Genomic DNA, 13790 nt, shown 5'->3' on the forward strand with positions numbered 1-13790 from the left:
GGAGTACCACCGGTGAGCCCCAAGCAGGCCCCCGTCGCCGACCCGTACTTCCCCCGGCACGGGGACCCGCGCTACCGCGCCCACCGGTACGAGCTGGCCCTCGACTACCGGCCCGGGCCGAACCGGCTGGCCGCGTCCGCGCGGATCGCGGCCATAGCGGGCCCCGAGCCGCTGCGCGAGTTCACCCTCGACCTGGCCGACTTCCGGATCGGCAAGGTGCTGGTCGACGGGAAGGCCGCGCACTACGCGCACCGCGAGGGCAAGCTGCGGATCAGGCCCGCCAAGGCGCCCGCCGCCGGGTCGGTGTTCACCTGCGAGGTGCACTGGTCGGGCAATCCGCGGCCGGTGCGCAGCCCCTGGGGCGGGCTGGGGTTCGAGGAGATCACCGACGGCGCGCTGGTGGCCTCGCAGCCGACCGGCGCCCCGTCCTGGTTCCCCTGCAACGACCGGCCCGCGGACAAGGCGGCTTACCAGCTCACCGTCACCACGGCGACCCCGTACGCGGTGGTGACGGGCGGTCGGCTGCTCAGCCGCACCACCCGGTCTTCGGCCACCACCTGGGTGTACGAGCAGCCCGCGCCGACCGCCTCCTACCTGGTGGGCCTGGCGATCGCGCCGCTGCGGCAGGTCCAGCTGGCGGAGCGGGCGCCCGGCACGGTGCCGCAGAGCGGGTGGGTGCCGCAGCCCCTGCAGGCCCGGTTCGAGCACGACTTCGCCCGGCAGCCGCAGATGATGCGGCTGTTCGAGGAGCTGTTCGGCCCGTACCCGTTCGCCGAGTACACCGTCGCCGTGGTGGACGAGGAGCTGGACGTCCCGGTCGAGGCGCAGGGGATGGCCTCCTTCGGGCGCAACCACGTGGACGGGCGGCGCGGCTGGGAGCGGCTGGTCGCGCACGAGCTGGCCCACCAGTGGTTCGGGAACAGCGTCACCGTCGCGGACTGGCGGCACATCTGGCTGAACGAGGGCTTCGCCAAGTACGCCGAGTGGCTGTGGTCGGAGCGCACCGGCGGCCCGACGGCGCAGCAGAAGGCCGCCGACGCGCACCTGCAACTGCGCGGCCTGCCGCAGGACCTGGCGATCGGCGACCCCGGCAAGCGGCACATGTTCGACGACCGGGTGTACGAGCGCGGCGGCCTGACCGTGCACGCGCTGCGCTGCGTCCTCGGCGACGCCGGGTTCTTCCGGCTGCTGCGCGACTGGGCGACCGCCTACCGGCACGGGGTGGTCACCACCGACGACTTCGCCGCGCACGCCGCCCGCTACACCGACCGCCCGCTCGGCCCGCTGCTGGACGCCTGGCTGCAGCATGGCGCGTTGCCCGCCCTCCCCGGGCTGTGAGCGGCCCGGGCCTGATGTACTGACCCCGTCAGACTCGGAAGCGTCTTCGGAGGAACGAGGAACATGAGCACGCACTACGACGTCGTCGTCCTGGGCGCGGGCCCCGGCGGCTACACCGCGGCCGTCCGCTCCGCCCAGCTCGGTCTGCGCACCGCGATCGTCGAGGCGAAGTACTGGGGCGGCGTCTGCCTCAACGTCGGCTGCATCCCCTCGAAGGCCCTGCTGCGCAACGCCGAGCTGGCGCACACCGTGCTGAAGGAGGCCGACCTGTACGGCATCCGGGTCGACGGCTCGGTGTCCTTCGACTACGGGAAGGCGTTCAGCCGCTCCCGGCAGGTCGCGGACGGCCGGGTCAAGGGCGTCCACTACCTGATGAAGAAGAACGACATCACGGAGTACGACGGCTGGGGCACCTTCGTCGACGACCACACCCTGCAGGTCTCGCTGGCCGGCGGCGGCTTCGAGCTGGTCACCTTCGACCACTGCGTCATCGCGGCGGGCGCCACCACCCGGCTGCTGCCCGGCACCTCGCTGAGCGAACGGGTCGTCACCTACGAGGAGCAGATCCTCACCGAGCAGCTGCCCGGGTCGATCATCATCGCGGGCGCCGGCGCGATCGGCGTGGAGTTCGCCTACGTGCTGCACAACTACGGCGTGAAGGTCACCATCGTCGAGTTCCTGGACCGGATGGTGCCGCTGGAGGACGCCGACGTGTCCGCCGAGCTCGCCAAGCAGTACCGCAAGCTGGGCATCCAGGTGCTGACCTCCACCCGGGTCGACGCGATCGACGACTCCGACCCGAACAAGCCGGTGCGGGTCACCGTCACCCGGGACGGCAAGCAGGAGGTGCTGGAGGCCGACAAGGTGCTGCAGGCCATCGGCTTCGTGCCGCGGGTGCAGGGCTACGGCCTGGAGGTCACCGGGGTGCAGCTCACCGAGCGCGGCGCGATCGCCGTGGACGGCCGGGGCCGCACCAGCGTGGAGCACATCTTCGCCATCGGCGACGTCACCGCGAAGCTGATGCTGGCGCACGCCGCCGAGGCGATGGCGGTGATCGCGGCCGAGACCATCGCCGAGGCGGAGACGATGGAGATCGACTTCGTCATGGTCCCGCGCGCGACGTACTGCCAGCCGCAGATCGCCAGCTTCGGCTACACCGAGGCGCAGGCCCGCGAGAAGGGCTACGACGTCAAGGTCTCGAAGTTCCCGTTCACCGCGAACGGCAAGGCGCACGGCCTCGGCCACCCGGTCGGCTTCGTCAAGGTGATCTGCGACGACACGCACGGCGAGCTGCTGGGCGCGCACCTGATCGGCCCGGAGGTCACCGAGCTGCTGCCGGAGCTGACGCTGGCTCAGCAGTGGGACCTGACGGTCCACGAGGTCGGTCGCAACGTGCACGCCCACCCGACGCTGGGCGAGGCCGTCAAGGAGGCCGTCCACGGCCTGGCCGGTCACATGATCAACATGTAGGACCGCCATCAGGGTGAGCGGCGCACTCCCTCGGTACGGGAGTGCGCCCCGGCGGTATGTCTTCGGTTTTCGAGCACGCGCCGAGGTGCGCGCGGACGCGAGGAGCCCGCCGATGGACACCCCCTACCTGACGGTCGACGAACGCACCGAGATCGGCCGGGCCGCCCGCAAGCGGGCCCCCCGCTCCACCGCCGGGCACTGGCGGCCCGCCGCCGACCGCTCCGACCCGCTGTCGGTGCTGCGCGCCCAGGCCGCCAGCCGGCTCCCCGACCTGGTGCCGGTCCGCAACGGCCGGATGGCGGCCTCCCCGTTCGCGTTCCTGCGCGGCGCGGCCGCCGTGATGGCCGGCGACCTCGCCACCGGCCCCACCAGCGGACTGACCGTCCAGCTCTGCGGGGACGCCCACCTGGTCAACTTCGGCCTTTTCGGCTCGCCGGAACGCTCGCTGCTGTTCGACCTCAACGACTTCGACGAGACCCTGCCCGGCCCGTTCGAGTGGGACGTCCAGCGGCTGGCCGCCAGCCTGGCCGTCGCCGCCCAGGAGAACGGCGAGAGCGACGACGACGCCCACCGGGTGGTGCTGGACGCCGTCCGCTCCTACCGCGAGCACATCCGCGAGCTCGCCGGGCTCGGCGAACTCGCCGTCTGGTACCGGCAGATCAACGCCGAGGAGCTGGCCGCCAACCTCAAGGGCAAGCCCCGCCGCCTGATCGAGGCCGACATCACCGCGGCCCGCCGCCGCGACAGCCTGCAGGCGGCCGGGAAGCTCACCGAGATGACCGCCGACGGCCGCCGCCGCTTCAAGGAGCAGCCCCCGCTGATCGAGCACGTCGGCTTCGACGCCGACGAGGTCCGCGCCCTGCTCGCCGACTACCGCGCCACCCTCGCCGAGGAGCGCGGCCGGCTGCTCGACCGGTACCGGTACATCGACGCCGCCCGGAAGGTGGTCGGCGTCGGGAGCGTCGGCACCGCCTGCTTCGTCGTGCTGCTGCGCGGCCGCGACCTCGACGACCCGCTGGTGCTGCAGGTGAAGGAGGCCCAGGCCTCCGTCCTGGAGCCCTACCTGAAGACCAGTCAGTACTCGCACCACGGTGAGCGGGTGGTCGCGGGGCAGCGGCTCATCCAGGCCGCCAGCGACATCTTCCTCGGCTGGATGACCGGCCCCGGCGGCCGGCACTTCTACTGGCGCCAGCTGCGCGACATGAAGGGCTCCGCCGAGGTCGGCGCCATGACCACCCGGGCGCTCGGCTCGTACGCCCGCCTCTGCGGCACCGCGCTGGCCCGCGCCCACGCCCGCTCCGGCGACCGGATCGCCATCGCCTCGTACCTGGGCCGCAGCGACACCTTCGACCGGGCGATCGCCGCGTTCGCTCACCACTACGCCGAGCTCAACACCGAGGACCACGCCCGGCTGGCCGACGCCATCGCCGCCGGCGAGGTGCAGGCCGAGAACATCTAGGGCCGCCGTTCGGGTCGTCGCGCCCACGTCAACTCCGATCCGAATTGCGGCATATGCCGCTTTTCGGAAAGCCGCCGGACGCGCGTTTGCGCTTGCTGGAGGTCGGCTACGCGCCCCGGTGTCGGACATGCGAAGGAGGCGTGAAGCAATGATCACCGAACAGCAGATCCGTTCCATGCTGCACCACCCCGTGCACGACGCCCAGGGCAACAAGATCGGGAAGGCCGACCACCTCTACCTCGACGACGCCACCGGAAAGCCCGAGTGGGTCAGTGTGAAGACCGGCTGGTTCGGCACGAGTGAGTCGTTCGTCCCGATCGGCGACGCCCACGTGGTCGACGGACACCTCCAGGTGCCGTTCGCCAAGGACAAGGTCAAGGACGCGCCGAACGTCGACGTGGACAACGGGGGACACCTCTCCGAAGAGGAGGAACGCAGGCTCTACCGTCACTACGGCATCGCCTGGGACGACGCCTGGAAGGCCGCCAACCAGCCCGGCGAGGGCGGCTGGGCCCACTCCGGCGACCAGGCCGGCGGCGCCGCGGCCACCACGACGGCGGGCGCGGCCGGAGCTGCGGGCGCGGCCGGAGCGACCGGCGCCGCAGCGCGGAAGCCCGCCACCGGCACCACCGCCTCCGGCGACACCGCCCCCGGCCCCGCTGCGGCCGGCGGCGCGCCGACCGGTCGGTCGGAGCGCGGGGACGACGCGATGACCCGCTCCGAGGAGCGGATGCACGTCGGCGTCGAGCAGTACGAGACCGGGCACGCCCGGCTGCGCAAGTACGTGGTCACCGAGGAGCAGCAGCGGACCGTTCCGGTGCGGCACGAGGAGGCGCACATCGAGCGCGAGCCGATCACCTCGGCCAACCAGGGCCGGGCGATGGCCGGCGATCCGATCTCCGAGGCCGAGCACGAGGTCGTCCTGCACAGCGAGCGGCCGGTGGTGAGCACCGAGGCCGTCCCGGTGGAGCGGGTGCGGCTGGTGACCGAGGAGCGGGTCGAGCAGCAGACCGTCAGCGGCGAGGTGCGCAAGGAACGCATCGAGGCGGACCTGCCCGACGAGGCGAAGCGGGCCGCCGGCCAGGACACCCCGGGCCAGGAGCGCCCGCGGTGACACCGTTCTGCGGGGCCCGGCCGTCGCGCCGGGCCCCGCAGCGTGGCGCGCGGGAGCGCCAAGGGGGCGCCCCGGCCACCGTCAGCTCGCCTCCGGCCGGGCGATCGAGCAGACCAGTTCGCCGTCCCGCTCGTCGGCGACGATGGTGTCGCCGGGCCGGAGCTCGCCGGAGAGCAGCATGGTGGCGAGGCGGTTGTCGAGCTCGGTCTGGATGGTGCGGCGCAGCGGGCGGGCGCCGAACTCGGGCTGGTGGCCCAGCTCCACCAGCCACTTCCGGGCGGCTTCGGTGACCTCGAGCTCCAGCCCCTGGGCCTTCACCCGGCGTTCGGAGTTGCCGAGCATCAGGTCGACGATCCGCATCAGGTCGTCCTGGTCGAGGGCGTCGAAGACGATGATGTCGTCGATCCGGTTGAGGAACTCGGGCAGGAAGCGCCCGCGCAGCTCCGTCATCAAGCGGTCGCGGATCTCGTCGGTCTCGCCCCGGTGGGCGAGGATCAGCTGCGAGCCGATGTTGGAGGTCATGATCACCACGGTGTTGCGGAAGTCCACGGTGCGGCCCTGGGCATCGGTGAGCCGGCCGTCGTCGAGCACCTGGAGCAGCGCGTTGAAGACGTCCGGGTGCGCCTTCTCGACCTCGTCGAACAGCAGCACGCTGTAGGGGCGGCGGCGGACGGCCTCGGTGAGCTGCCCGGCCTCCTCGTAGCCGACGTAGCCGGGCGGGGCGCCGACCAGGCGGGAGACGGTGTGCTTCTCCTGGAACTCGCTCATGTCGAAGCGGACCAGCCGGTCCTCGTCCCCGAAGATCAACTCGGCCAGTGCCTTGGCGAGTTCGGTCTTGCCGACGCCGGTCGGCCCGAGGAACAGGAAGGAGCCCACCGGGCGGTTCGGGTCGGCCATCCCGGCCCGGCTGCGGCGGACCGCCTCGGAGACGGCGACCACGGCCTTGTCCTGGCCGATGACCCGGGCGTGGAGTTCTTCCTCCAGCTTGAGCAGCCGGGCCTTCTCGTCCTCGGTGAGCTGGGAGACGGGGATGCCGGTCTGCCGGGACAGCACGTCGGCGATGTCGTCGACGGTGACCGAGACCACGCCCTCGCGGCGTTCCTCGATCCCGGCGCTCTGCGCCTCGACGTCGGCGATCCGGGTCTTGAGCTCGGAGGCGCGGGTGAAGTCCTCGGCGGCGACGGCCTCGTCCTTCTCGCGACGGAGCTTGGCGAGTTCGTCCTGACGGCCGATCACCTCGGTGGAGCGGCCGAGGCCGCGCAGCCGGACCCGGGCGCCGGCCTGGTCGATCAGGTCGATGGCCTTGTCGGGCAGGAAGCGGTCGGAGACGTACCGGTCGGAGAGGTCGGCGGCGGCGCGCAGCGCGTCGTCGGTGAAGCGGACCTGGTGGTGGGCCTCGTAGGAGTCGCGCAGCCCCTCCAGGATCTGCACGGTCTCCTCGACCGAGGGCTCGGGGATCAGGACGGGCTGGAAGCGGCGTTCCAGCGCCGGGTCCTTCTCGATGTGCTTGCGGTACTCGTCGATGGTGGTGGCGCCGATGACGTGGAGCTCGCCGCGGGCGAGGGCGGGCTTGAGCATGTTGCCGGCGTCCATCGCGCTCTCGCCGCCGGCGCCCGCGCCGACCACGGTGTGCAGCTCGTCGATGAACAGGACGGTGGACTCGGCGGCCTCGCGGACCTCGTCGATGACCTTCTTCAGGCGTTCCTCGAACTCGCCGCGGTACTTGGCGCCGGCCACCAGCCCGGACAGGTCGAGCGAGACCACCCGGCGGTCCTTGAGCGTGGTGGGGACGTCGCCGGAGACGATCCGCTGGGCGAGGCCCTCGACGATGGCGGTCTTGCCGACGCCCGGCTCGCCGATCAGCACCGGGTTGTTCTTGGAGCGGCGGGAGAGGATCTCGACGGTCTGCTCGATCTCCCCGGCCCGGCCCACCACCGGGTCGAGCCGGCCGAGCTTGGCGTCCTCGGTGAGGTCGCGGCCGTACTCGTCGAGGGTCGGGGTGCTGCTCTCGGCCTTGGCGGGGGCGCGGTCGCCGCGGGCGGCGGCCTCGGCGCCGCGCTGCAGCCGGGAGGGGTCGGCGCCCTGGGCGCCGAGCAGGCGGCCGGCCGCGGAGTCGGGGTCGCCGAGCAGCGCGGAGAGGATGTGCTCGGGGCCGATGTAGGAGACGCCCGCGGCCTGCGAGCGGGCGTGGGCGCCGATCAGCACGCGCTTGGCGGCCGGGGTGAGGGCGGGTTCGGCGGCCGGGTCGGCCTCGCCGGCGGGCAGGGTGCGCTCGATGGCGGCGGCGAGCCCGTCGGGGTCGGCGCCGGCCTGGGCGAGCAGCGACCGGGCCGGGTCGACCCGGGTGGCCGCCCACAGCAGGTGCGGGGTGTCGAGGTCGGTGCTGCCGTCCTCCTGGGCGCGCAGTTCGGCGCGGGCGATCAGCTCGCGGGCGGACTCGGTGAGCAGTCGGCCGATCGGGACCCGCTGCACGGCGGGCGGGGAGGCGGAGGGATTGAGGCCGAAGAAGCGGTTGAGCAGTTCGGAGAAGGCGTCGTCGGAGCCGAGCGGGCCGAAGCCGGGCATGGTCATCGTGGGGGCACTCCCATGGGCGGACGGGCAGCAGTCTCCCAAACTATGGCAATCCATCAGATCAGCTGCCATACCTGGCGATCCGGACAGGTGACGGACCGTCACTCGCGCCGCTCCGGGCCGCTCCTCCCAGGAAGCTTTCAGGAACTTGGGACAGGCATTACCTGCGCATGGGACTCTTGTGACCTGAGCTCCAACGGGCACCTCGGGCCGACCGGTCCGGGGTGCCCGTGCGTGCACGGAGGGGGAGAGGGCATGCCGACCACGGACCGTGCGGCCAGCCGGCGGGGGATCGACGCGCTGCTGCGGCGCTCCCCGCTGCAGCCCGTCTTCCGGGCCCGGGCGGTCCGGCGGCTGGCGGTGCTCGCCTACCACGGCATCGACGACCCGGCGGCGTTCCGGGCCCAGATGGAACGCCTGGTGCGGATCGCCCGCCCGGTCGGCCCGGACGAGGTGGCCCGGGCCGCCGAGCACCGCCGACCGCTGCCGCCGCGCAGCGTGCTGGTCACCTTCGACGACGGCGACCGCAGCGTGCTCACCGAGGCGCTGCCGGTGCTCGCCCGGCTCGGCATCCCCGCCGCCGCCTACGTGATCACCGACCTGATCGACGGCGACCAGCCGTACTGGTGGACCGAGGCCGCCCACCTGGTCCAGCACGGCGGCCGGGCGCGGGCCCTGCGCGGGCTCGGCCCGACCGCCGCGGTCCGCCGGATGAAGGCCCTGCCGGAAGCCGAACGGCAGCGCACGCTCGCCGAGTTGCGCGACAGCTCGGGCCACCGGGCGCCCCGGCAGCCGCAGTTGACCCGCGCCGACCTGCACGAGCTGCTCGACGGCGGCGTCGCGATCGGCAATCACACCGCCTCCCACCCGTGCCTGGACCGCTGCGCCGACGCCGAACTCGACGCCCAACTGGTGCGCGCACACGACCGGTTGACACAGTGGCTGGGCCGCCCGCCGACCTCCTTCGCCTACCCCAACGGCAACTTCGACCCGCGCGCCGAGCGGGTGCTGCGCACCCTCGGGTACCGTACGGGCTTCCTGTTCGACCACCGGCACACCGAACTGGCCCCGGCGCACCGGCTGCGGATCAGCCGGCTGCGGGTCAACTCGCACACCGGCCGGGACCGCTTCGACACCATCCTGTCCGGGCTGCACCCGGCCGTGCACCGGCTGCGCGGCGGCCGCTGAGAAGGGGGAAGCCCGGCGTGGACGGCGCACCGGAGATCCACCGCACGCCCGAGCTGGACGGCGAACTCGTCCACGACTGGCGGGAGTTGATCGCCGACGACCCGGACGGCTCGTGGTTCGGCGGCCCGGACTGGGTGCTCGCCTGGTGGCGCACCCTGGGCGCGGCGCAGCCCGCCGAACTCGCGGTCTGGCGCGGCCCGGACGGCCGGGCCGAGGCCGTGCTGCCACTGGTCGCCGCCCGGCTCCGGGCGCACCACCGGGTGCCGCTCGACGTCCCCGTGCTCACCCTGCTCGGCTCCGGCCCCGGCGCCGCCGACCACTGCGGGCCCGCCCTGCGGCCGCACCGGCGCGCCGAGGTGGCGGCCTGGCTGGCCCGCCGCGCCCGCCACCACACCCTGTGGCTGCCCAACCTGGACCGGGCGCACGCCGACCTGCTGCCCGCCGCCGCCCGCCCGGTCACCCGCTCCGCCTGCCCGCGGGCCGACCTGACCGACGGCCCCGACCGGCTGGGCTCCCGCGACTTCCGGGCCGCCAACCGGCGCGCCCACCGCCGGCTGGCCGCCGCCGGCATCTCCTTCCACTGGCTGCCGCCCGGCACCGCCGGGCCCGCCCTGCTGGACGAACTGCTGCGGCTGCACCGGCTCCGTCGGGAGGCCGCCGCGGATGGCGTCAGCAGCTTCGGGGCCGACCGGCTGCCGCTGCACCGCCGGCTGCTGGAGACCGCCGTGCCCGGCTGCGGCCCGGCCTTCCAGGTGGCCAGGCGCCACGACGAGCCGGTGGGCGTGCTGTACGGCTTCCGGTGGGCCGACCGGTTCGCCTACTACCAGATCGGCTGGGACCCGCGGTGGGCCGCCGACTCGCTGGGCACCGCGCTGATCGACGCGGCGCTGCGCAGCTGCGCCGCCGAGGGCGTGCGGACCTTCGACTTCCTGCGCGGCGACGAGCCCTACAAGTACCGGTTCGGTGCGGTCGACCGCACCGACACCGGCTGGCTGCTCCCGCGCGGCCCCGGCGGAGCGCTGCTCGGCCTCAAACACCGCCTGCGGAAGGGCTCCTGACGTCGCGTCAGGGCTGGATCGCGCCGTCCAGGTACACCCACTCGCCCTGGTGGCGGACGAACCGGCTGCGCTCGTGCAGGGCGTCCGCCCGGCCGCCCTCGCGGAAGTGGGCGCGGAACTCGACGGTGCCCTCGGCGTGGAACGGCCCGCCCTCCGACGCGCCGAGGACCTCCAGCCGCTCCCAGCGCAGCGAGGGGTCGAAGTCCACCGAGGCGGGCCGGGTGTCCGGGTGCCAGGAGCGCAGCAGGTACGGCTCGTCCCGCACCGCGAAGGCGCTGAACCGGGAGCGCATCAGCTGCTCGGCGCTGCCCGCGGCCGCCGCGCCGCGGTGCAGCCGACCGCAGCACTCGGCGTACGCGGCGGGCTGGCCGCAGGGGCAGTCCTTCGGGGCGGGCGGGGTCGGGGTGCGTCGGCGGGCCATGCCTCCATTATCGTCGCCCGCGCACCGGGCCCGGCGCGCCGGTCGGGTGTGCCGCGGGGCGATCGGGGCAGGATGGGCGGGTGCCGCGCCCGCAGCGGTGCGGCGGACGGCGACGGTCGGCGAAGGGGACTTGAGATGAGCGACCACCACCACAACGTGCTGCTGCTCGGCTTCACCGACCCGGCGGCCTGCCGCCGGGCCTACGAGGACGCGATGCACCTGCCCGGGGTGCGGCAGGTCGCGGTGCTGGAGCGCGACGCCGAGGGCATCGTCGACATCCCGGAGAGCCACATCCGCGGCGCGGGCGTGCCGACCGTCGGCTCCGGCCTGGTCGGCGGGCTGGTCGGGCTGCTGGGCGGCCCGATCGGTGTGCTGCTGGGTTTCGCGGCCGGCGCGGCGATCGGCAACGCCGCCGAGCAGACCGAGATGACCGACGGCGGGGCGGGCCTGATCGTGCTCTCCTCCCGGGTCGACAACGGCAAGGCGCTGCTGGTGGTCGACCTGGTCGAGCACGAGAACGGGCCCGCCGACGAACTGGCGGCCTCCTACGGCGCTCCGGTGGAGCGGATCTCCGCCGAGGAGTTCGCCGAGCAGGTCCGGGTCGCCAAGGAGAAGGCCGATCAGTCCTGAGGGCCGCTGCGTCCCGCGGCAGGGAGCCGAGGGCCCGTCCGGGCCTCAGAAGTACGGCCGGTAGCCGTCCTTGAGCTTGTCGAGGTCGCGGCGCTCGCGCTTGGTGGGGCGGCCCGCGCCGCGGTCGCGCTCGGCGACGGCGGCCGGCCGCTCCTCGCGCGGCGGGGGCGGCGGGCTGTGGTCGACGTAGCAGGTCTCGGCGACGGGCGCGCCGACCCGCTTGGCGATCGGCCGGACCACCTGGACGATCCGCTCCCGGCCCTCGACCCGCACCCGCACGTCGTCGCCCGGCTTGACGTGGTGCGCGGGCTTGGCGGAGGCCCCGTTCAGCTTGACGTGCCCGGCCCGGCAGGCCGCGCCCGCCGCCGAGCGGGTCTTGATCAGCCGGACCGCCCAGATCCAGCTGTCGATCCGCACGCTCGCCTCGTCCGTACTCATGGCACGACTGTAGTCCGCGGCCTGTTTGTGCAACTAGTTGCATCGCTAGATCGATGAGCCCTACCGTTGGGTAACAAATCCCGACCGGAGGCGTCGATGACTGCTGCGTACCCCCACCTGCTGGCCCCGCTCGACCTGGGCTTCACCACCCTGCCGAACCGCGTGGTCATGGGGTCCATGCACGTCGGCCTGGAGGAGGCCGAGCACGGCTTCGAACGGATGGCGGCGTTCTACGCGGAGCGCGCCCGCGGCGGCGTCGGCCTGATCGTCACCGGCGGCATCGCCCCCAACGAGGCCGGCCGGCCCTGGTCCGGCGGCGCCAAGCTCACCACCGAGCAGGAGGCCGCCGAGCACCGCGTCATCACCGACGCCGTGCACGCCGAGGGCGGCAAGATCGCGCTGCAGATCCTGCACTTCGGCCGCTACGCCTACCACGAGGACCTGGTCGCCCCGTCCGCGATCCAGGCCCCGATCAGCCCGTTCGTCCCGCACGAGCTGACCGAGCAGCAGATCGAGCAGACCGTCGAGGACTTCGCCCGCTGCGCCGAGCTGGCCCGCTCCGCCGGGTACGACGGCGTGGAGATCATGGGCTCCGAGGGCTACCTGATCAACGAGTTCATCGCCCAGCAGACCAACCACCGCACGGACGGCTGGGGCGGCTCGTACGAGAACCGGATGCGCTTCCCGATCGAGATCGTCCGCCGGGTCCGGGAGCGGGTCGGCGCCGAGTTCATCGTGGTCTACCGGCTCTCCATGCTCGACCTGGTCCCCGGCGGCTCCACCTTCGAGGAGGTGGTGCGGCTGGCCAAGGAGATCGAGGCGGCCGGCGCCACCATCATCAACACCGGCATCGGCTGGCACGAGGCCCGGATCCCCACCATCGCCACCTCGGTGCCGCGCGGCGCCTACGCCTGGGTGACCAAGAAGCTGATGGGGCAGGTGACGATCCCGCTGGTCACCACCAACCGGATCAACACCCCGAGGTGGCCGAGGACCTGCTCGCCACCGGCCACGCCGACTTGGTCTCGCTGGCCCGCCCGATGCTCGCCGACCCCGCCTTCGTCAACAAGGCCGCCGCTGGGGCTCCCGAGTCCATCAACACCTGCATCGGCTGCAACCAGGCCTGCCTGGACCACACCTTCAGCGCGAAGATCACCTCCTGCCTGGTCAACCCGCGCGCCTGCCACGAGACCGAACTGGTCCTCGCCCCCACCCGGCTGGCCAAGCGCATCGCCGTGGTCGGCGCCGGACCGGCCGGCCTCGCCTTCGCCGTCTCCGCCGCCGAACGCGGCCACCGGGTCACCCTGTTCGACGCCGCCGCCGAGATCGGCGGCCAGCTCAACGTGGCCCGCAAGGTGCCCGGCAAGCAGGAGTTCGACGAGACCCTGCGCTACTACCGGCACGCCCTGGAGCGCACCGGCGTCGAGCTGCGCCTCGGCGTGCGCGCCGACGCCGACGCCCTCACCGGCTGGGACGAGGTGGTGCTCGCCACCGGCGTCACCCCGCGCGTCCCCGAACTGGACGGCGTCGACCACCCCAGCGTGGTCGGTTACCTCGACGTGCTGCGCGACGGCGCGAAGGTCGGCGACCGGGTCGCGGTGATCGGCGCGGGCGGCATCGGCTTCGACGTCGCCGAGTTCCTCACCGCCCCCGGTCCCGACGCGCCCGGCTTCCTCGCCCAGTGGGGCGTCGACCCGGAGCACACCACCCCCGGCGGCCTGGCCGCCCCCGCCCGCCCCGCCGTGCCGCGCAGCGTGTACCTGCTGCAGCGCAAGACCGGCAAGGTCGGCGCCGGCCTCGGCAAGACCACCGGCTGGATCCACCGCACCGAACTGCGCCACCGCGGCGTGGTGATGGTCCCCGGCGTGGAGTACCGCCGGATCGACGACCAGGGCCTGCACCTCACCGTCGGCGGCGAGGAGCAGGTCCTCCCCGTCGACACCGTCGTCCTGTGCACCGGCCAGGAACCCCGCCGCGAACTGGTCGACGCGCTGCGCGAACGCGGCGTCGAACCGCACCTGATCGGCGGCGCCGACGTGGCCGCCGAACTCGACGCCAAGCGCGCCATCGACCAGGGCACCCGCCTGGCGGCCGCGCTCTGAC

Annotated in this window: 10 protein-coding genes and 1 pseudogene; 8 read left to right on the top strand and 3 right to left on the bottom strand. The window is 73.5% G+C overall.

What is annotated here, in order from left to right; translation table 11 throughout:
• Positions 1 to 12: 12 nt before the first annotated feature.
• The 4 genes from BX266_RS28420 to BX266_RS28435 all read left to right on the top strand — a co-directional run bounded on the left by BX266_RS28420 (position 13) and on the right by BX266_RS28435 (position 5381).
• Positions 13 to 1338: a M1 family metallopeptidase gene (locus BX266_RS28420; RefSeq protein WP_099904366.1), complete on the top strand. Its 1326-nt coding sequence runs from the start codon at positions 13 to 15 to the stop codon at positions 1336 to 1338.
• A gap of 63 nt (positions 1339 to 1401) precedes the next feature.
• Positions 1402 to 2808, top strand: a complete 1407-nt coding sequence (gene lpdA / locus BX266_RS28425) for a dihydrolipoyl dehydrogenase (RefSeq protein ID WP_099904368.1) — start codon at positions 1402 to 1404, stop codon at positions 2806 to 2808.
• Positions 2809 to 2920: 112 nt separating this feature from the next.
• Positions 2921 to 4267, top strand: a complete 1347-nt coding sequence (locus BX266_RS28430; RefSeq protein WP_099904369.1) for a DUF2252 domain-containing protein — start codon at positions 2921 to 2923, stop codon at positions 4265 to 4267.
• A gap of 148 nt (positions 4268 to 4415) precedes the next feature.
• Entirely contained in the window at positions 4416 to 5381 is a 966-nt protein-coding gene (locus tag BX266_RS28435) for a PRC and DUF2382 domain-containing protein (RefSeq protein ID WP_099904371.1), read from the top strand.
• A gap of 81 nt (positions 5382 to 5462) precedes the next feature.
• On the opposite strand, the gene BX266_RS28440 is transcribed toward BX266_RS28435, so the two are convergent.
• Positions 5463 to 7952 carry an ATP-dependent Clp protease ATP-binding subunit gene (locus BX266_RS28440; protein WP_099904373.1) on the bottom strand — a complete coding sequence of 830 codons (2490 nt, stop codon included), beginning with the start codon at positions 7950 to 7952 and terminating at the stop codon, positions 5463 to 5465.
• Positions 7953 to 8207: 255 nt separating this feature from the next.
• On the opposite strand from BX266_RS28440, the gene BX266_RS28445 reads away from it, so the two are divergent.
• Positions 8208 to 9140, top strand: a complete 933-nt coding sequence (locus BX266_RS28445) for a polysaccharide deacetylase family protein (protein WP_180290647.1) — start codon at positions 8208 to 8210, stop codon at positions 9138 to 9140.
• 17 nt (positions 9141 to 9157) lie between these two features.
• Complete coding sequence (locus BX266_RS28450) at positions 9158 to 10198, top strand: GNAT family N-acetyltransferase (protein WP_099904377.1); 1041 nt, start codon at positions 9158 to 9160, stop codon at positions 10196 to 10198.
• A 7-nt stretch (positions 10199 to 10205) separates the two neighbouring features.
• Here BX266_RS28450 and BX266_RS28455 read toward each other — a convergent pair whose 3' ends face one another.
• On the bottom strand, positions 10206 to 10619 hold the full coding sequence (locus tag BX266_RS28455) for a YchJ family protein (protein ID WP_099904379.1): 414 nt from the start codon (positions 10617 to 10619) through the stop codon (positions 10206 to 10208).
• Positions 10620 to 10754: 135 nt separating this feature from the next.
• Between BX266_RS28455 and BX266_RS28460 the strand changes: the two genes are divergently transcribed.
• Positions 10755 to 11249 carry a hypothetical protein gene (locus BX266_RS28460; protein ID WP_099904380.1) on the top strand — a complete coding sequence of 165 codons (495 nt, stop codon included), beginning with the start codon at positions 10755 to 10757 and terminating at the stop codon, positions 11247 to 11249.
• Between the two features lie 45 nt (positions 11250 to 11294).
• Here BX266_RS28460 and BX266_RS28465 read toward each other — a convergent pair whose 3' ends face one another.
• Complete coding sequence (locus BX266_RS28465; protein ID WP_099904382.1) at positions 11295 to 11687, bottom strand: RNA-binding S4 domain-containing protein; 393 nt, start codon at positions 11685 to 11687, stop codon at positions 11295 to 11297.
• A gap of 96 nt (positions 11688 to 11783) precedes the next feature.
• Here BX266_RS28465 and BX266_RS28470 point away from each other — a divergent pair.
• Positions 11784 to 13789: pseudogene (locus BX266_RS28470) on the top strand (FAD-dependent oxidoreductase).
• The last annotated feature ends 1 nt before the right edge of the window (position 13790 follow it).

The sequence above is a fragment of the Streptomyces sp. TLI_171 genome (assembly GCF_003610255.1).
GTDB lineage: Bacteria > Actinomycetota > Actinomycetes > Streptomycetales > Streptomycetaceae > Kitasatospora.

Excerpts from the sequence above, each read along its gene's own strand:
- BX266_RS28460 (WP_099904380.1), top strand. The coding sequence starts at position 10,755 with ATGAGCGACCACCACCACAACGTGCTGCTGCTCGGCTTCACCGACCCG.
- lpdA (WP_099904368.1), top strand. The coding sequence starts at position 1,402 with ATGAGCACGCACTACGACGTCGTCGTCCTGGGCGCGGGCCCCGGCGGC.
- BX266_RS28445 (WP_180290647.1), top strand. The coding sequence starts at position 8,208 with ATGCCGACCACGGACCGTGCGGCCAGCCGGCGGGGGATCGACGCGCTG.
- BX266_RS28455 (WP_099904379.1), bottom strand. The coding sequence starts at position 10,619 with ATGGCCCGCCGACGCACCCCGACCCCGCCCGCCCCGAAGGACTGCCCC.
- BX266_RS28430 (WP_099904369.1), top strand. The coding sequence starts at position 2,921 with ATGGACACCCCCTACCTGACGGTCGACGAACGCACCGAGATCGGCCGG.
- BX266_RS28440 (WP_099904373.1), bottom strand. The coding sequence starts at position 7,952 with ATGACCATGCCCGGCTTCGGCCCGCTCGGCTCCGACGACGCCTTCTCC.
- BX266_RS28465 (WP_099904382.1), bottom strand. The coding sequence starts at position 11,687 with ATGAGTACGGACGAGGCGAGCGTGCGGATCGACAGCTGGATCTGGGCG.
- BX266_RS28435 (WP_099904371.1), top strand. The coding sequence starts at position 4,416 with ATGATCACCGAACAGCAGATCCGTTCCATGCTGCACCACCCCGTGCAC.